Origin of the sequence: Streptomyces sp. NPDC047081, assembly GCF_040643775.1 — a bacterium.
Taxonomy (GTDB): Bacteria; Actinomycetota; Actinomycetes; order Streptomycetales; family Streptomycetaceae; genus Streptomyces.
Genome location: NZ_JBEYUY010000003.1, coordinates 538,334 through 555,127, shown reverse-complemented (window position 1 = coordinate 555,127; position 16,794 = coordinate 538,334). Strand labels below are relative to the sequence as shown.

Here is a 16,794-nt window from a genome sequence, read left to right as displayed (position 1 = left end):
GTGCGGCGGGCATCGGCGGGGCGCCCGCGGGGGCGGCGGCCGGCGGGTAGCCGTAACCGCCGGGGCGGCCCGCCGCCGGAGCGGCCGGCGCTGCCGGAGCGGCGCCGCCGGGAGCCTGCTGGTTGCTGGAGGAGGCGAGCGTACGGCTGCGCACCCGGTACAGACCGGTGTCGAGGTCGTCCGCCTTCTCCAGGTGGACCTTGATGGGGCCCATGAAGGTGTAGCGCTGCTGCTTGGCGTAGTCGCGCACCATGCCGGCGAGCTCGTCCCCGAGCTGGCCGGAGTAGGGGCTGAGCCGCTCGAAGTCCGGCGTGCTCAGCTCCACGATGAAGTCGTTGGGTACGACCGTCCGGTCGCGGTTCCAGATCGTGGCGTTGTTGTCGCACTCGCGCTGCAGGGCGCCGGCGATCTCCACGGGCTGGACCTCGGACTTGAACACCTTGGCGAAGGTGCCGTTGACCAGACCTTCGAGACGCTGCTCGAACTTCTTCAGGACTCCCATGGGGCACCTCCTCCGTCGTTGCCTCTGTGTCGTGCCTGGTACTGCTTACTGATCGTATCCACGCGCCGTCGAATCGGCTGGTTCCCCCTGTCGGCCCCGTCGACGGGTGTCGACGCCTGTCGAAGTTCGCTTCGGAAGTTCCCTCCCAAGCTCCCCTTCGAACTCGTCCCTCGAACTCCTTCTGCCCAGGATCGTAGAGGCGGCCGCAGACAAGTGTCCCGCACCTGACTGTGGACCCTGCCCGGCTCCTGGGGAGACGGGCCGTACCGGTACGAGGTTGATACGTGAACAGGTACGTGTTGATACGGAGCGGACGGCTTCGTGGATCGGTCGGCGGCCGGGCCGATCGCGAGACCCCGCAGGTGGGCGGCTGCCCCGGCATAAGGGATGTGAACCCACCCCGGCCAGCGTGCTAATGTTCTGCATGTCGGAAGGCGCCAACCCCAAGGGGGAAGAGGCCGGAAGACGCACCCAATGCGCGGGTGGCGGAATAGGCAGACGCGCTGGATTCAGGTTCCAGTGCCCGCAAGGGCGTGGGGGTTCAACTCCCCCCTCGCGCACCAGCCGGAAGCCCCCAGGTCTCGGACCTGGGGGCTTCCGCGTTGCCAGGGCCCAGTGTGAGACGTATTACCTGGTGAGGACAATCACACGGCCCCGACGGGTGGCCTGTGAGCGGCGTTTTCCACAGGCGTGGAGTTGTCCACAGGGTCTGACGCGTTCCGGCCACCGGCTGTACGGTCTCCCCGAGTTGATGTTCATGCGCGGGGGAGGCGGTCGGTGTGACCGAGACCGGATCGGGAGCGGCTGAGTCCGGAGTGCGGCGGCTGCCGCGGGTGCCGGGATTCGCCCGGTGGCCCGTCGAGGGCTCGCCCAGGGAAGAGGGCAAGGCCCTGCGCAAGGTGGTCCCGCGCAGTGCGCACGCGGCGCTCGACCTGGACGCCTCCCGGCCCGAGGCGGTCACCGCGGTCGAGGAGTCCAACCTCGGCCGGATAGCCGAGCTGACCCCTATAAGGGCGGGCCGCATGGCGGCCACCCCCTTCGCCTTCCTGCGCGGCACGGCGGGCCTGATGGCGTACGACCTCGCGCGTACGCCGATGACCAGGATCCGTGCGCAGATCTGCGGAGACGCCCATGCCGCCAACTTCGGCCTGTACGGCGACGCCCGCGGCGACCTGGTCATCGATCTGAACGACTTCGACGAGACGGTGCACGGCCCCTGGGAGTGGGACCTCAAGCGCCTCGCCGCCTCCCTCGTCCTGGCGGGCCGGGAGGCCGGCGCCGACGAGGACCACTGCCGCAAGGCCGCCTACGACGCGACCGGCGCCTACCGCCGCACCATGCGGCTGCTGGCGAAGCTGCCGGTGCTGGACGCGTGGAACGCGATCGCGGACGAGGAGCTCGTCTCCCACACCGACGCCCATGACCTGCTCGGCACCCTGGAGCGGGTCTCGGAGAAGGCGCGGGCCAACACCAGCGGACGGTTCGCGGCGAAGTCGACCGAGCTCACCGGGGACGGCGGGCGCCGCTTCGTGGACGCGGCGCCGGTGCTGCGGCGGGTGGCGGACGAGGAGGCCGCGGCGGTGGCGGCGGCCCTGGAGAGTTACGTGGGGACGCTCTCCGAGGACCGTCTCCCGCTCCTTGCCCGGCACGCGGTGCACGACGTGGCGTTCCGGATCGTGGGTACCGGCAGTGTGGGGACGCGCTCGTACGTCGTCCTGCTGCTGGACCACCGCGGCGAACCGCTGGTCCTGCAGGTGAAGGAGGCCCGGTCCTCGGTGCTGGTGCCGCACCTGGTCACGGCCGGCTTCGAGGCGCCGGCCGTCGAGCACGAGGGGCGGCGGGTGGTCCTCGGGCAGAAGCGGATGCAGGTCGTCAGCGACATCCTGCTGGGCTGGACCACGGTGGACGGACGGCCCTTCCAGGTCCGCCAGTTCCGCAACCGCAAGGGCAGCGTCGACCCGGCCGCCCTGGCAACCGACCAGATCGACGACTACGGCCGCATGACCGGCGCCCTCCTGGCCCGAGCCCACTCCCACAGCGCCGACCCTCGCCTGATCGCCGGCTACTGCGGCAAGAACGAGGAACTGGACGAGGCCGTCGCGGACTTCGCGATCGCCTACGCCGACCGCACGGAGGCCGACCATGCGGAGTTCGTGGCGGCGGTGCGGGCGGGGAGGGTTGCGGCGGAGATGGGGGTTTGAGGGCAGCGGGCGATGAGAGGGCTTGGGTGTGGCGGGGTCTGCGGGCGGTGAGCTGGCGGTGGCCGTGGAGCGGTGGCCGGTGGCCGGTGGTCGGGGCTTCGGAGGCGGTGGCCGCGGGGTCGGTGGTCGGGGCTTTGGTGAGGTGACCCCGGCCGGTCGCCCGGGCTGCGGAGGCGGTGGCCGTGGCTCGGTGGACAGGGCTGCGGAGGCCGTGGGCCTGCGGCTGAGGGGCCGGGCCCGGTGTGGCCTACGCTGGTCGGGTGACGAGCCCGGAAGCTGAGCAGGGTGCCGGTGCGGCCGGTGAGACGCAGGTGACGCCCGAGGAGGGCGCGGCGCGGCCGGAGGGGGGTGCGGTGGCGCCGGACGACGGTGCGGCGCGCTCGGACGCGGGTGCGCCGGAGGCGGACGGTACCGCGCCGCGGCCCGAGGAGCGGCTGGAGCGCGCTGTGCGGGCCGCCGAGCAGGCGTTGATCGAGTACGAGATCGCCGTGGAGACCTTCCGCGTCGAGGTCGAGAACTTCTCCCGGCTCCACCACCAGAAGCTCGGCCCCATGTACGCCCGCCTCGACGAGCTCGACGCGCAGATAGCCGAGGCCAGGGCCGCCCGCACCGGCGACCCCGAGGACCTGCGCAAGGCCGACGAGGCCCGGGCCCGGGTCATGCCGATGCCCGGCGTCGAGGAGCTGTTCCACGGCTGGATGGACGGGGACGGACTGTTCCCCGAGGCCGCCGCGATGCTCACCGAACAGCCCGTCCGGCCCCCGCAGCGCGTACGCCCCAGCGACGAGGCCCGCAAGCTCTACCGCGAACTCGCCCGCAAGGCCCACCCCGACCTGGCCCCCGACGACACCGAGCGGGCCCGCCGCGAGGAGTTCATCACCCGGGTCAACGCGGCCTACGCGCGCGGCGACGAGCCCCTCCTGCGCGAGCTCGCCGAGGAATGGGCCAAGGGCCCGGTGCCGGCCGAGCGCGGCCCGAGCCGCAGCGAGGAGCTGTACGCCCGCCTCGAATGGCTCGCCCAGCGCAAGGAACTGCTCTCGCTGGTGGCCAAGGAGCTGGAGGAGGGCGCGATCGGGTCGATGCTGCGACTGGCACCCGACGACCCGGACCGGCTGCTGGACGAGATCGCCGAGCAGCTGCTGGGGGATGTGAAGCGGCGGGAGCGGGAGTTGGCGGAGCTGCTGGGGCAGTAGGGGCGGTCGGTCTAGTGGATGTAACAGGCAGTAATATGTGACATTCCACGGCGTCCGATAGCGTTCGGGGCATGAGTTTCGGAGCTGGTGTGCCCACGGTCGAGGTCTCGGACCTCAAGGACGGCGACTTCCTGGTGGACGTCCGCGAGGACGACGAGTGGCAGGCGGGCCACGCCGAAGGGGCGCTGCACATCCCCATCAGCGAGTTCGTCGCCCGCTACGGCGAACTGACCGAGGCCGCCCCGCAGGACGGCCGCGTCAACGTGATCTGCCGCTCGGGCGGCCGTTCCGCCCAGGTCACGATGTACCTGGTCCAGCAGGGCATCGACGCCGTGAACGTCGACGGCGGCATGCAGGTGTGGGCGGCGGCGGGCCGGCCGGTCGTGACGGACGCGGGCGAGCCGGGGTTCGTTCTGTAGGACGGCTGTAGACCCGGTGCGGGCGGTCACCCCAGCGGGTGGGCCGCCAGCAGGTCCCCCAGTGCCTCCTCGTGCGCCGCCGCCGGGCCGAGCGACAGCTCCAGGTGTTTGGCCCAGGCGTGGTACCGGTGCAGCGGATACTCGACGTCCGCCCCGAACCCGCCGTGCAGATGCTGTGCCGTCTGCACGACCCGCCGTACGCCCTCAGACGCCCAGACCTTGGCGACGGCCACGTCGCCGGAGGCCGGCAGTGCGCCGGGTGCTCCCGAGGCGATCCGCCAGGCGGCCTGCCACAGTGTGGCTTCCATCGCCCGCAGGTCGATGAAACGGTCGGCGGCCTGCACGGCCACTGCCTGGAACGTGGCGATCGGATGCCCGAACTGCTCCCGCTTGCCCGCGTATTCGCTGGTCATCGCGAGCACCTGCTCACCGAGCCCGAGCGCGAGCGCACACGTCCCGGTGGCCAGCAGCTCCCGCAGCCACTCCCACGCGCCCTCGGCCTCGACGACATCCCGGCCCGCGATGCGCGCGGATTCCAGGCGCAGTTCGCCGAGCCGTTCACCGGTCGTGGCGATCTGCTCGCCGAGCACGACCCCGTCGTGGACGCGGGGGATCACGGCGATGACCGTCCGGTCCGCGGCCGTCCTGGCGGGTACGAGGACGAAGTCGGCGTTGTGCGCCCAGGGCACCGCCGTCTGTACGCCGTCCAGGATCCAGTCGGCCCCGTCCTGCCGTGCGGACACGGCGAGTTCGGCCGGGTCATGGCCCGTGCGGCCGTTCGCGGCGACGGTCAGCACGACCTCGCCCCGGCCGGCCCGGGCGAGCAGCGCCGACCTCAACTCCGCGCCGCCGTAGGCCTGTACGGCCGCGGCGGCCGCGCAGGTCTCGAGCAGCGGCACCCGAGCCAGCCCCTTCGCGGACTCCCGCAGCACCAGACACAGGGCTACGGCGTCCAGGCCCGCCCCGCCGTACTCCGCGTCCAGCAGCAGGCTCAGCAGGTCCGCCTCGGCGAGCTTCGCCCACAGCGCGCGGTCGAAGTCCTCGGCGACCGCGCCCGGGACTAGCGAGGGCGAGGGCACGGCGTCCGGCGCGACCCCGGCGAACACGCCCCGCGCCGCTTCGGCCGCCGCCTGCTGCTCCTCGGTGAAGGTGAAGTCCACGGTCCTGTCCCTCCGGAGGGTCCGCTGATCTGACGGACCGTCAAGATAGAACAGGTTCTAGAAGAAGGGAACGGGTCGCCCGACGCTCACCTGTCGAAGTCCAGCTCCACCTTCTCCGTCACCGGATGCGACTGGCACGCCAGCACATAGCCCGCTTCCGTCTCCTCCCGCTCCAAGGCGAAGTTTCGGTCCATGCGGACCTCGCCGGTGACCAGGAAGGCCCGGCAGGTGCCGCACACGCCGCCCTTGCAGGCGTACGGGGCGTCGGGGCGGTTGCGCAGGACCGTGTCCAGGAGGGACTCGCCGTCCTGCACGGGCCAGGTGCCGCCGCGGCCGTCGAGCCGGGCGGTGACCGTGCTGTGCGCGGGCGCGGTCACGGTGGGCGCCGACGGTGCCGCGTCCACGTGGAAGATCTCCTCGTGGATACGGGCCCGGGGGACACCGAGCGCACGCAGCGTCCGCTCCGCCCCCTGCACCAGCCCGAACGGCCCGCACAGGAACCATCCCGCCACCCGTTCCACCGGCAGCAGCGCCGGAAGCAGTCCGGTCAGCCGTTCCTGGTCCAGCCGCCCGGACGGCAGCCCCGCCTGCTGCTCCTCCCGGGACAACACCGTGACCAGCTGCAGCCGGCCCGGATACCGGTCCTTGAGGTCGGCGACCTCCTCCAGGAACATCGTCGAGGCGGCCGTACGGTCGCTGCGTATCAGACAGAACCGGGCCTCCGGCTCCCGCGCGAGCAGCGTCGAGACGATCGACAGCACCGGGGTGATGCCGCTGCCGCCCACGATCGCTGCGTACATGCCGGGCGCCGGGTCGAGGGTGAAGCGGCCGGCCGGGGTCATCACCTCCAGCTCGTCACCGACGTTGATCTCCTTGAGCGCGTACGTCGAGAAGGCCCCGCCCTCGACCAGCCGCACCCCGACCCGCAGGGTGCGCGGGCCGTCCTCGTCGGGCGCCGGGGAGCAGATCGAGTACGTGCGCCGGATCTCGGCTCCGTCGACCAGGCGCCGCAGGGCCAGGTGCTGGCCCGGGGCGTGCCGGTACTCCGCGCGCAGTTCGGGCGGCACGGTGAGGGTGATGGCCACGGAGTCGTCGGTGAGCCGGTCGACCGCGGCCACCGGGAGCGCGTGGAAGCGGGCCATCACAACTCCTTGAAGTGGTCGAACGGTTCACGGCAGGCGAGACAGCGGCGCAGTGCCTTGCACGCGGTGGAGGAGAAGCGGCTGAGCAACTCGGTGTTCGCGCTCCCGCAGTGCGGGCACAGGACGGGTTCGGGGTCGTCGGCCGTCTCCAGGGTGCGGGTGCGGCCCAAGGAGAGGGCGACCGGGCCGGACTGCTCCCGCACGCGCGGCGGTGCGATGCCGAACTCCCGTAGTTTGCGGCGGCCTTCGGGGGTGATGTCGTCCGTGGACCAGGCCGGCCGGAGCACCGTGCGGACCGTGACCTCGCGCATGCCGTGTGCGTGCAGCGCGTGCTCTATGTCCAGGGACATCGCCTCGATGGCCGGGCAGCCGGTGTAGGTCGGGGTCAGCTCGACCTCGACGGTGTCCGCACCGCGCACGTGCACCGCGCGGACGACGCCCAGCTCCTGGAGGGTGAGCACCGGCAGCTCGGGGTCGGGCACCGAACCGGCGATGTCGAGGAGTTCGGCCTCCAGCGGGGTGGTCGTCGTCACCATGACGCCCCCGGGTGGCTGCGGTGCAGATGCTGCATCTCGGCGAGCATCCGCCCGAAGGACTCGGTGTGCAGGCCCTCCCGGCCCGCGCCGGCCGTCCAGCCACCGGCCCGCGGTCCCTCGGGGACGGTCAGTGTCGCCCGAAGAAGAACGTCCCCCACCGACTCCAGCCAGACGGCTTCCATCGCCGCCCCGTCGACATCCAGCCCGTCCACCGGCCGGAACATCTCGCCGGTGAACCGCCACAGGGCGTCCACCGCCCGCCGCATCCGTCCGTGGCTCTCGTCCGTGCCGTCGCCGAGGCGCAGGGTCCACTGCTCGGCGTGGTCGCGGTGGTAGGCGACCTCCTTGACGGCCTTGGCTGCGAGCGGGGCGAACGGGCCGTCGCCGGCGGCGAGTTCGGCGTACAGGAGGTGCTGGTAGGTGGAGAAGTACAGCTGGCGGGCGATGGTGTGGGCGAAGTCGCCGTTCGGCTGCTCCACCAGCTGGAGGTTGCGGAAGGTTCGCTCCTCGCGCAGATAGGCCAGCTCGTCCTCGTCGCCGGCCATGGACAGCAGCACCCGGGCCTGGCCGAGCAGGTCCAGCGCGATGTTGGCGAGGGCGACCTCCTCCTCCAGCACGGGCGCGTGGCCCGCCCACTCCCCGAGGCGGTGGGAGAGCACCAGTGCGTCGTCGCCGAGGGCGAGGGCGGCGGGCGTCACCACGGTCGCGGTCACAGGTGCTTCACCCCCTCCGGGATGTCGTAGAACGTCGGGTGCCGGTACGGCTTGTCGGCGGCCGGCTCGAAGAAGGGGTCCTTCTCGTCCGGGGAGGACGCGGTGATCGCCGTCGAGGGGACGACCCAGATCGAGACGCCCTCGCCGCGCCGGGTGTACAGATCGCGGGCGTTGCGCAGGGCGAACTCCGCGTCCGGCGCGTGCAGGCTGCCGGCGTGAGTGTGGGAGAGGCCGCGGCGCGAGCGCACGAAGACCTCCCACAAGGGCCAGTCGGTGTCCGTCATGCCTGCCGCGCTCCCGTCCGCTCGCTGTGCTTGGCCGCGTGGGCCGCGGCCGCCTCCCGCACCCAGGCGCCCTCCTCGTGGGCGCGCCTGCGCTGGGTGATCCGCTGTTCGTTGCACGGGCCGTTGCCCTTGAGGACTTCCTTGAACTCGGTCCAGTCGATCGGGCCGAAGTCGTAGTGCTTCCGCTCCTCGTTCCACTTCAGGTCCGGGTCGGGCAGGGTCAGGCCCAGCGACTCGGCCTGCGGGACGCAGATGTCGACGAAGCGCTGGCGCAGCTCGTCGTTCGAATGCCGCTTGATCTTCCACGTCATCGACTGCGCGGAGTGCGCCGACTCGTCGTCGGGCGGGCCGAACATCATCAGCGACGGCCACCACCAGCGGTTCACCGCGTCCTGCGCCATCTCGTGCTGCTCGGGCGTGCCGTTGCTGAGCGCCAGCAGCAGCTCGTACCCCTGGCGCTGGTGGAAGGACTCCTCCTTGCAGATGCGGACCATGGCGCGCGCGTACGGGCCGTAGGAGCAGCGGCACAGGGGGACCTGGTTGGTGATCGCGGCGCCGTCCACCAGCCAGCCGATCGCGCCGACGTCCGCCCAGGTCAGGGTCGGGTAGTTGAAGATCGAGGAGTACTTCTGGCGGCCGGAGTGGAGCTTGTCGAGCAGCTCCTCGCGGCTGGTGCCGAGGGTCTCGGCCGCGCTGTAGAGGTACAGCCCGTGGCCGGCCTCGTCCTGGACCTTGGCCATCAGGATCGCCTTGCGGCGCAGCGAGGGCGCGCGGGTGATCCAGTTGGCCTCCGGCTGCATGCCGATGATCTCGGAGTGGGCGTGCTGCGCCATCTGGCGGACCAGCGTCGCGCGGTAGGCGTCGGGCATCCAGTCCCGCGGCTCGATGCGCTCGTCGGCGGCCACGGCGGTGTCGAAGGCCTGCTCGTACGCGGCGGCGGTGGCGGCGCGCTGTTCCTCGGTGCCGTGCGTCTGGTGCGCGGCTGCTGTCGCCATGCGGTCCCCCTCGACCTGGGCTCTGTCCGGAGCCGACTCCCGACCGATCGTTCGGTTCGTGCGATTTCCATGGTGGGGCGGGCGCCGTAAGGTGTCAACCGCTGTGGATAACCTGCGGGCATTGCCTGTGGACAACGGGGATGGCGGGGCGGGGGCTGTGCGGTGCGGGCGGGCCTGAGTACCGTTCGCGTTCGAGTGTCGGATCGGTATCGGGGAACGGGGCGGAATGGACGCGTACGGCACAGGCACGGATGCCCGAGGTGGGCCTGACGGACCGGGCGGCGCGCCCGAGCCGGCCGATGCGCCTGAGTCGCCCGCGCCGGAACCGGAGGCTTCGGGACCGGAAGCATCGGGACCGGAGGCTTCGGGACCGGAAGCGCCGGGACGGGACGCCCGTACAGGCGTCGCCGCTCTTTCGCCGCGCTACCAGATCGGTGCCGCACTGGCCCTCGCCGTCGTCGCGGTCACCGTCTGTGTGCACATCGGGATGGTGTTCCTGAGCATCGCGCCCGCGAACACGATCACCAAGAAGCACGGCAAGGCGGTCGACGACTGGGTCTACCCGGAGTTCGAGCAGAACTGGAAGCTGTTCGCGCCGAACCCGCTGCAGCAGAACATCGCCGTCCAGGTCCGCGCCGAGGTGAAGGAGGCGGACGGCGGCGTGCGCACCACCGGCTGGTACGAGCTGTCCGCCGAGGACGGCCGGGCCATCGACGGCAATCCGGTGCCCAGCCACACCCAGCAGAACGAACTGCGCCGGGCCTGGGACTTCTTCCTCGCCACGCACGACGCCAACAACCGCTCGACCGGCATGCGCGGCACCCTCTCGGAGTCGTATCTGCGGCGCATCGTGGTCATGCGGCTGGGCCGCGACGACGCGGCCGGCAAGGGCGGCGCGGTCACGCAGGTCCAGGTCCGCTCCCGTACCACCAATGTCGCTCCGCCCAAGTGGAGCGCGGAGAAGATCTCGGACAAGCCGATGTACCGCGTACTGCCCTGGTGGCCGGTCTCGGCCGCCGACCTCACCGGGGGTGCGAAGTGAACCGATTCGCCCTGTCGGTCTCGGCCGGCATCGCCCGCGTCACCGAGGCGGCGCTCGGCCCGTACCAGAGCGCCGTGATCCGTATCGGCTTCAGCCTGACCTGGCTGCTGTTCCTGCTGCGCGAGTTCCCGCACCGCCAGGAGCTGTACGGTCCCGACGGGCCGTGGAGCTGGGACCTGGCGCAGCAGCTGATCTCCTCCAACAGCGCGTTCACCGCCCTGATGTGGTCGGACACCCAGCTGTGGTTCGAGCTCGTGTACGTGCTCGCCGTGCTGGCGAGCGTCCTGCTGCTGCTCGGCTGGCGCACGCGCACCATGTCGGTGCTGTTCATGGTGGGTGTGCTGTCGCTGCAGAACCGCAGCGTCTTCATGGGGGACGGCGGCGACAACGTCCTGCACCTGATGTCGATCTACCTGGTGTTCACGCGCTGCGGCCAGGTGTGGTCGCTGGACGCGCGGCGGACAAGGCTGGCCGTCGAGGCACGCGCGCGTGGCGAGCGGGTCGTGGACCGGGTCGGGCCCGCGCTGTGGGCGGTGCTCGGGTTCGCGCTGGTCGCGGTGACGGCCGGGGGCCGGTTCGACGGCGTCGACCCGACCGTGCCGGTCGTGCTCTGGCTGGTGTGGGTGGGTCAGGCCGCTTGGTGGATCGTCGGGCGCCGGGCGAGGACCGAGCAGCCGCGCATCCTCCTCGACGTCGTCGCCAACATCGCGCACAACGGGGCGCTGCTGGTGGTCATGGCCGAGGCCTGCATGATCTACGCGACGGCCGGCTGGTACAAGATCCAGGGCACCCGCTGGCAGGACGGCACCGCCGTCTACTACCCGCTCCACCTGGACTACTTCTCGCCCTGGCCCGCCCTCGCCGACCTGCTCTCCGCCAGCGGCACGATGGTGATGCTCGTGACCTACGGGACCGTCATCGTGCAGGTCGCCTTCCCGTTCACGCTGTTCAACCGGCGGGTCAAGAACGTGCTCCTCGCGGTCATGATGACCGAGCACGCGGTGATCGCCGTGGTCCTCGGGCTGCCGTTCTTCTCGCTGGCGATGATCGCGGCGGACGCGGTCTTCCTGCCGACGCCGTTCCTGCGCCGCCTCGGCGACTGGGCGCTACGCGCGCGTGGCCGCGTCCTCACCCGCACGACCCGCACCGAGCTGCCTGAACAGCGGGCGCCGGAGAACCCCGCCGAGCCGACGCCCGCGAACTCCACGGCCTGAGGGGCGCGGGCACGCGCACGTAGGCTGCACGCCATGAACGACCCCGTGGGCGCCTGGCGCCGGCTCGCCGACTCCTCCGTCCTGCTCGACGGCTTCCACGCCCTCAAGCACGCCGTGCGCTTCGGCGCCGAGGTCCCGGTCGCCGTCGCCGTCGACCGGGAGGCAGCGCTCGCCCTCGCCGACGAGCTGGCGCCGGACGTACGGGACCGGCTCGCCGCGCTCCTCACGGAGGTGCCGGAGCCGGCGTACCGCAGCCTGGTGGCGCGCCCGCACCCCACGGCGGTGGCCGCCCTGGCCGTACGGCCGTCCCGTGCGGCCAATCTGCGGAAGCTGGCGCACCTCCCGCGCACCGCCCCCGTGGTGGTGCTCGACAATCCGCGCAACCTCGGCAACGCGGGCGCGGTGATCCGCCTGGCCGCCGGCTTCGGCGCGACCGGGGTGGTCACCACCGGCACGGTCGACCCCTGGCATCCCACGGTCGTGCGCGGCGGAGCGGGCCTGCACTTCGCGACCGCCGTCGAGCGGCTGGACGTCGCGGAGCTGCCCCCGGGGCCGGTGTTCGCCCTCGACCCGGAGGGCGACGACATCCGGGGCACGAAGCTCCCGGACGACGCCGTCCTCGCGTTCGGCTCGGAGCGCAGCGGCCTGTCGGGCGAACTACGCGCGCGTGCCGACCACTTGCTGCGGCTGCCGATGCGCCCCCAGGTCTCCAGCTACAACCTCGCCACCAGCGTGGCGATGACGCTGTACCACTGGAGCGCGACCCGCGACGGGGGCGCGGCGGTCGGCTTCTAGAGGCCTCTAGGCCTCCCGGCGGACCTCCACCACCCGGAAGCGGTTCGCGACGAACGCTCCGTCGGTGAGCGCGGCGTTCGCCGCCGGGTTGCCGCCCGACCCGTGGAAGTCGGAGAACGCGGCCGTCTGGTTGACGTACACCCCGCCCGTGAGGTTCAGCGACAGCTGGGCGGCCTCCTCCAGGCAGACCTCCTGGACGGCCTGCTCGACCTCCTCGTCGCTCGTGTACGCGCCGACCGTCATGGCGCCCTTCTCGCGGATCGTGCGCCGCAGCAGCTCCACCGCGTCGGCGGAGGAGTCAACCGCGACGGCGAAGGAGACCGGGCCGAAGCACTCGCTCATGTAGGCGGCTTCGTCGTCCGGCTTGGCGCCGTCCAGCTTCACGATGACCGGCGTACGCACGACCGCGCCCGGGAACTCCGGGCTGGCGATCTCCCGTGAGGCGAGGGCGACTTCGCCGAGGCCGGCCGCCGCCTCCAGGCGTGCCTTGACGTCAGGGTTGACGATCGCGCCGAGCAGCGCGTTCGCGCGCGCGTCGTCGCCGAGCAGGCCGTCGACGGAGCGGGCGAGGTCGGCGACCACCTCGTCGAAGGTCTTGGGGCCCTCGTCGGTGCGGATGCCGTCCCGGGGGATCAGCAGGTTCTGCGGGGTCGTGCACATCTGGCCGCTGTACAGGGAGAGCGAGAAGGCCAGGTTGGAGAGCATGCCCTTGTAGTTCGACGTCGAGTCCACGAGGACCGTGTTGACGCCGGCCTTCTCCGTGTAGACCTGCGCCTGGCGGGCGTTGGCCTCCAGCCAGTCGCCGAACGCCGTCGACCCGGTGTAGTCGATGATCCGGATCTCCGGGCGCGTGGCCAGCGTCTTCGCGATGCCCTCGCCGGGGCGCTCGGCGGCCAGCGCCACCAGGTTCGGGTCGAAGCCCGCCTCGGTGAGCACCTGGCGCGCGACCTGCACGGTGAGTGCGAGCGGCAGCACGGCGCGCGGGTGGGGCTTGACCAGAACCGCGTTACCCGTGGCCAGGGAGGCGAACAGGCCCGGATAGCCGTTCCACGTCGGGAAGGTGTTGCAGCCGATGACCAGCGCGGTCCCGCGCGGGACCGGCGTGAACTGCTTGGTCAGGGCGAGCGGGTCGCGCTTGCCCTGCGGCTTGGTCCACTCCGCGGTGTCGGGGGTGCGGACCTGCTCCACGTACGCGTACGCCACCGCCTCCAGGCCGCGGTCCTGCGCGTGCGGGCCGCCCGCCTGGAACGCCATCATGAACGCCTGGCCGGAGGTGTGCATGACCGCGTGCGCGAACTCGTGCGTCCGGTCGCTGATCCGCTTGAGGATCTCCAGACAGACCACCGAGCGCGCCTCCGCGCCCGCGTCCCGCCACGCCTTCTGGCCCGCCTTCATGGCGGGCAGCAGCACGTCCACGTCCACGTGCGGGTACTCGACGCCCAGCTCGATGCCGTACGGCGACGTCTCGCCGCCCACCCAGTCGTCCGTGCCGGGCTGGCCGAGGTCGAGGCGGGTGCCCAGGAGGGCGTCGAAGGCGGCCTTGCCCGCCGCCATGTCCAGGCTGCCGTTCTCGCCGTACGCCTTGGGGTGTTCGGGGTGCGGGGACCAGTACGCGCGCGTGCGGATCGCTTCCAGCGCCTGGTCGAGGGTGGGCCGGTGCTTGGCGATCAGCTCGTGCGCGGTCAGTTCGGCGGCCATGCGGGACCAACTCCTCGTCTTTCGAACTCTCCGTCGAGTTCTTGACCTGGGCAGAAACATGGGCAGGAAATCAAGGGGTGCGGCGCGAAGCGCCTCGAGCAGGGTGGTGGCGGGTGACGGGTGGGCCAGTCAGAGTTAGAGTAACCGAACGATCGGTCGGGACAAGGGGGTCCGCCGCATCTGTGGAAAACCCCGTGCGGGAGGATCGCGCACATGACAGCACTCGACCTCAGCAGCCCCGTGGCCGTCGTCGGCACCGGCACCATGGGCCAGGGCATCGCCCAGGTCGCGCTGGTCGCCGGCCATCGCGTACGGCTGTACGACGCCGTCCCGGGGCGCGCCCTGGAAGCGGCCGAAGCGATCGGCGCCCGGCTCGACCGGCTCGTCGAGAAGGACCGGCTCACGGCCGCCGAGCGGGACACGGCCTGCGAGCGTCTGCTGCCCGCCGCGGACCTCGCCGACCTCGCGGACTGCTCCCTGGTCGTGGAGGCCGTCCTGGAGCGCCTGGATGCCAAGCAGGAGCTGCTGCGCGCCCTCGAGGACATCGTCGACGAGGACTGTCTGCTGGCCACCAACACCTCGTCCCTGTCGGTCACCGCGATCGGCGGCGCCCTGCGCAACCCGGGACGCTTCGTCGGCCTGCACTTCTTCAACCCGGCCCCGCTGCTGCCGCTGGTCGAGGTCGTCTCCGGGTTCGCCACCGATGTCACGTCGGCCACGCGCGCGTACGAGCTGGCGCGCGCCTGGGGCAAGACACCGGTCGCCTGCGCCGACACCCCCGGTTTCATCGTCAACCGCATCGCCCGGCCCTTCTACGCCGAGGCCTTCGCGGTCTACGAGGCCCAGGGCGCCGACCCGGCCACCATCGACGCGATCCTGCGCGAGTCCGGCGGCTTCCGGATGGGCGCCTTCGAACTCACCGACCTCATCGGCCAGGACGTCAACGAGTCGGTCACGCACTCGGTGTGGCGGAGCTTCTTCCAGGACGTGCGCTTCACGCCCTCGCTCGCCCAGCGGCGCCTGGTCGAGTCGGGACGGCTCGGCCGCAAGAGCGGGCACGGCTGGTACGACTACGCGCACGACGCCGAGCGCTCCGAGCCGCACACCGCGGAGGAGCAGCAGCGGCCCGCGTACGTCGTCGTCGAGGGCGACCTGGGCCCGGCGGGCGAACTGCTCACGCTGATCCGCGAGGCGGGCATCCAGGTGCGCGAGGAGGACGAGGACCACGGCACCCGGCTGGTGCTGCCGGGCGGAGGCCAGCTGGCGCTCGCCGACGGGCAGACCTCGGTGGAGTTCCGGGACGTCGTCTACTTCGACCTCGCCCTCGACTACCGCCGCGCGACCCGCATCGCCCTGTCCGCCTCCCAGGACACCTCGCCGCAGACCCTCGCCGAGGCCACGGGGCTCTTCCAGGCGCTCGGCAAGGACGTCAGCGTCATCGGTGACGTACCCGGCATGATCGTCGCGCGCACGGTCGCCCGGATCGTCGACCTGGCTCACGACGCCGTCGCCAAGGGAGTGGCCACCGAGGAGGACATCGACACGGCGATGCGCCTGGGCGTCAACTACCCGCTCGGCCCCTTCGAGTGGAGCCGCCGGCTCGGCCGCAACTGGGCGTACGCCCTCCTGGACGACCTGCATCTGCGCGACCCCTCCGGCCGCTACGCGCCGTCCCTGGCGCTGTACCGGCACGCGTATGCCACCGACAAGCGGGAGGGCAGCACATCGTGACCACCGCCAAGCGCGACACGTACACCCCGGAGACGCTGCTGTCCGTCGCCGTCCAGGTCTTCAACGAGCGCGGCTACGACGGCACCTCCATGGAGCACCTCTCCAAGGCGGCCGGCATCTCCAAGTCGTCGATCTACCACCACGTGGCCGGCAAGGAGGAACTGCTGCGCAGGGCCGTCAGCCGGGCGCTGGACGGCCTCTTCGGGATCCTCGACGAGGAGCACGCGCGCGTGGGGCGCGCCTCCGGCCGCCTGGAGTACGTCGTACGGCGCATGGTCGAGGCGCTGATCGCCGAACTGCCGTACGTGACGCTGCTGCTGCGGGTGCGCGGCAACACGGACACCGAGCGGTGGGCCCTGGAGCGGCGCCGCGACTTCGACCACCGGGTCGCCGAGCTGCTGAAGGCGGCGGCCGCCGACGGGGACGTGCGCGGCGACGTGGAGGTCCGGCTCGCGACCCGCCTGGTCTTCGGCATGATCAACTCCATCGTGGAGTGGTACCGCCCGGACGGGCGGGGCATGAACGAACGCGAAGTCGCCGACGCGGTCGCGCAGTTGGTGTTCTCCGGGCTGCGCGGCCAGGCCTGAGCCTCAGCTCTGCGGCTCCAGGTCCTCCTCCTCGAAGACCAGGAGTGTGCGGGTGCTGAGCACCTCCGGCATGGCCTGCAGGCGGGTCAGGACCAGTTCGCGCAGGGCCTTGTTGTCGGGGGTGTGCACCAGGAGCAGCACGTCGAAGTCGCCGCCCACCAGGGCGATGTGGGACGCGCCGGGCAGCTGTCTGAGCTGCTCGCGCACCGTCCGCCAGGAGTTCTGGACGATCTTCAGCGTGATGTACGCCGAGGTGCCCTGGCCTGCGCGTTCGTGGTTGACGCGGGCGCCGAAGCCGCGGATGACGCCGTCCTCGATGAGGCGGTTGATACGCGCGTAGGCGTTGGCGCGCGAGACATGGACCCGTTCGGCGACCGACCTTATCGAGGCGCGGCCGTCCGCCTGGAGCATCTGCAGGATGTCCAGATCGATCGCGTCGAGGGGACGGGCGGGCGGCAGCGGGCCGATGCTCTCCGGCCCTTCGGCCATTTGTTCAGGTGCCATGTCCCCCCGCCTCCCTACCATGGACGTACTGCGTTCATTTGAGGCTGTGGAGAACCGTTTGTCCACAGCCTGAAGGTG

General features: G+C 71.6%; 17 protein-coding genes and 1 tRNA gene. 9 read left to right on the top strand and 9 right to left on the bottom strand.

Annotated elements, in window-relative coordinates; genetic code table 11:
* Positions 1-502: DUF3662 domain-containing protein (locus ABZ848_RS08290; protein ID WP_360827127.1), on the bottom strand; the 502-nt coding region annotated here is incomplete at its 3' end.
* Positions 503-978: 476 nt separating this feature from the next.
* Between ABZ848_RS08290 and ABZ848_RS08285 the strand changes: the two genes are divergently transcribed.
* The 4 genes from ABZ848_RS08285 (at position 979) to ABZ848_RS08270 (ending at position 4,315) form a co-directional block, all read left to right on the top strand.
* Positions 979-1,065 (top strand) — tRNA-Leu (locus ABZ848_RS08285).
* A 216-nt stretch (positions 1,066-1,281) separates the two neighbouring features.
* Positions 1,282-2,703 carry a DUF2252 domain-containing protein gene (locus tag ABZ848_RS08280; protein WP_360827124.1) on the top strand — a complete coding sequence of 474 codons (1,422 nt, stop codon included), beginning with the start codon at positions 1,282-1,284 and terminating at the stop codon, positions 2,701-2,703.
* Between the two features lie 260 nt (positions 2,704-2,963).
* On the top strand, positions 2,964-3,896 hold the full coding sequence (locus ABZ848_RS08275) for a J domain-containing protein (RefSeq protein WP_360827121.1): 933 nt from the start codon (positions 2,964-2,966) through the stop codon (positions 3,894-3,896).
* 89 nt (positions 3,897-3,985) lie between these two features.
* Positions 3,986-4,315, top strand: a complete 330-nt coding sequence (locus ABZ848_RS08270) for a rhodanese-like domain-containing protein (protein ID WP_360827256.1) — start codon at positions 3,986-3,988, stop codon at positions 4,313-4,315.
* Between the two features lie 26 nt (positions 4,316-4,341).
* Here the strand turns inward: ABZ848_RS08270 and ABZ848_RS08265 are convergent, their stop codons facing one another.
* The 6 genes from ABZ848_RS08265 to paaA form a co-directional block, all read right to left on the bottom strand.
* Entirely contained in the window at positions 4,342-5,475 is a 1,134-nt protein-coding gene (locus ABZ848_RS08265) for an acyl-CoA dehydrogenase family protein (RefSeq protein ID WP_360827118.1), read from the bottom strand.
* An 86-nt stretch (positions 5,476-5,561) separates the two neighbouring features.
* A complete protein-coding gene (locus ABZ848_RS08260) occupies positions 5,562-6,617 on the bottom strand; it encodes a 2Fe-2S iron-sulfur cluster-binding protein (RefSeq protein ID WP_360827115.1) in 1,056 nt (351 codons plus the stop codon).
* Positions 6,617-7,150 (bottom strand): 1,2-phenylacetyl-CoA epoxidase subunit PaaD, encoded by a 534-nt coding sequence (gene paaD, locus ABZ848_RS08255; RefSeq protein ID WP_360827253.1) that lies wholly within the window; start codon positions 7,148-7,150, stop codon positions 6,617-6,619. Before paaD ends, ABZ848_RS08260 begins: the two co-directional genes overlap by 1 nt.
* Positions 7,147-7,866: a 1,2-phenylacetyl-CoA epoxidase subunit PaaC gene (gene paaC / locus ABZ848_RS08250; RefSeq protein WP_360827112.1), complete on the bottom strand. Its 720-nt coding sequence runs from the start codon at positions 7,864-7,866 to the stop codon at positions 7,147-7,149. Before paaC ends, paaD begins: the two co-directional genes overlap by 4 nt.
* The gene (gene paaB, locus ABZ848_RS08245; protein ID WP_360827109.1) at positions 7,863-8,150 is read right to left on the bottom strand and encodes a 1,2-phenylacetyl-CoA epoxidase subunit PaaB; all 288 of its coding nucleotides are present in this window, start codon (positions 8,148-8,150) and stop codon (positions 7,863-7,865) included. The genes paaC and paaB overlap by 4 nt, the downstream gene beginning before the upstream one ends.
* The gene (gene paaA, locus ABZ848_RS08240; protein WP_360827106.1) at positions 8,147-9,145 is read right to left on the bottom strand and encodes a 1,2-phenylacetyl-CoA epoxidase subunit PaaA; all 999 of its coding nucleotides are present in this window, start codon (positions 9,143-9,145) and stop codon (positions 8,147-8,149) included. The genes paaB and paaA overlap by 4 nt, the downstream gene beginning before the upstream one ends.
* Positions 9,146-9,371: 226 nt before the next feature.
* On the opposite strand from paaA, the gene ABZ848_RS08235 reads away from it, so the two are divergent.
* From ABZ848_RS08235 to ABZ848_RS08225, 3 genes are read left to right on the top strand one after another with little or no spacing between them, the layout of a single operon-like run.
* A complete protein-coding gene (locus ABZ848_RS08235) occupies positions 9,372-10,187 on the top strand; it encodes a DUF5819 family protein (RefSeq protein ID WP_360827103.1) in 816 nt (271 codons plus the stop codon).
* Positions 10,184-11,401, top strand: a complete 1,218-nt coding sequence (locus ABZ848_RS08230) for an HTTM domain-containing protein (RefSeq protein ID WP_360827100.1) — start codon at positions 10,184-10,186, stop codon at positions 11,399-11,401. Before ABZ848_RS08235 ends, ABZ848_RS08230 begins: the two co-directional genes overlap by 4 nt.
* A 33-nt stretch (positions 11,402-11,434) precedes the next feature.
* Positions 11,435-12,196 carry a TrmH family RNA methyltransferase gene (locus ABZ848_RS08225; RefSeq protein WP_360827098.1) on the top strand — a complete coding sequence of 254 codons (762 nt, stop codon included), beginning with the start codon at positions 11,435-11,437 and terminating at the stop codon, positions 12,194-12,196.
* A gap of 6 nt (positions 12,197-12,202) precedes the next feature.
* Here ABZ848_RS08225 and paaN read toward each other — a convergent pair whose 3' ends face one another.
* Complete coding sequence (paaN, locus tag ABZ848_RS08220; RefSeq protein ID WP_360827095.1) at positions 12,203-13,894, bottom strand: phenylacetic acid degradation protein PaaN; 1,692 nt, start codon at positions 13,892-13,894, stop codon at positions 12,203-12,205.
* A gap of 213 nt (positions 13,895-14,107) precedes the next feature.
* On the opposite strand from paaN, the gene ABZ848_RS08215 reads away from it, so the two are divergent.
* Positions 14,108-15,625 (top strand): 3-hydroxyacyl-CoA dehydrogenase, encoded by a 1,518-nt coding sequence (locus ABZ848_RS08215; RefSeq protein WP_360827092.1) that lies wholly within the window; start codon positions 14,108-14,110, stop codon positions 15,623-15,625.
* On the top strand, positions 15,622-16,212 hold the full coding sequence (locus ABZ848_RS08210; RefSeq protein ID WP_360827089.1) for a TetR/AcrR family transcriptional regulator: 591 nt from the start codon (positions 15,622-15,624) through the stop codon (positions 16,210-16,212). The genes ABZ848_RS08215 and ABZ848_RS08210 overlap by 4 nt, the downstream gene beginning before the upstream one ends.
* Before the next feature lie 3 nt (positions 16,213-16,215).
* Here ABZ848_RS08210 and ABZ848_RS08205 read toward each other — a convergent pair whose 3' ends face one another.
* Positions 16,216-16,701 carry an Lrp/AsnC family transcriptional regulator gene (locus ABZ848_RS08205; RefSeq protein WP_360827250.1) on the bottom strand — a complete coding sequence of 162 codons (486 nt, stop codon included), beginning with the start codon at positions 16,699-16,701 and terminating at the stop codon, positions 16,216-16,218.
* Between the last annotated feature and the right edge of the window lie 93 nt (positions 16,702-16,794).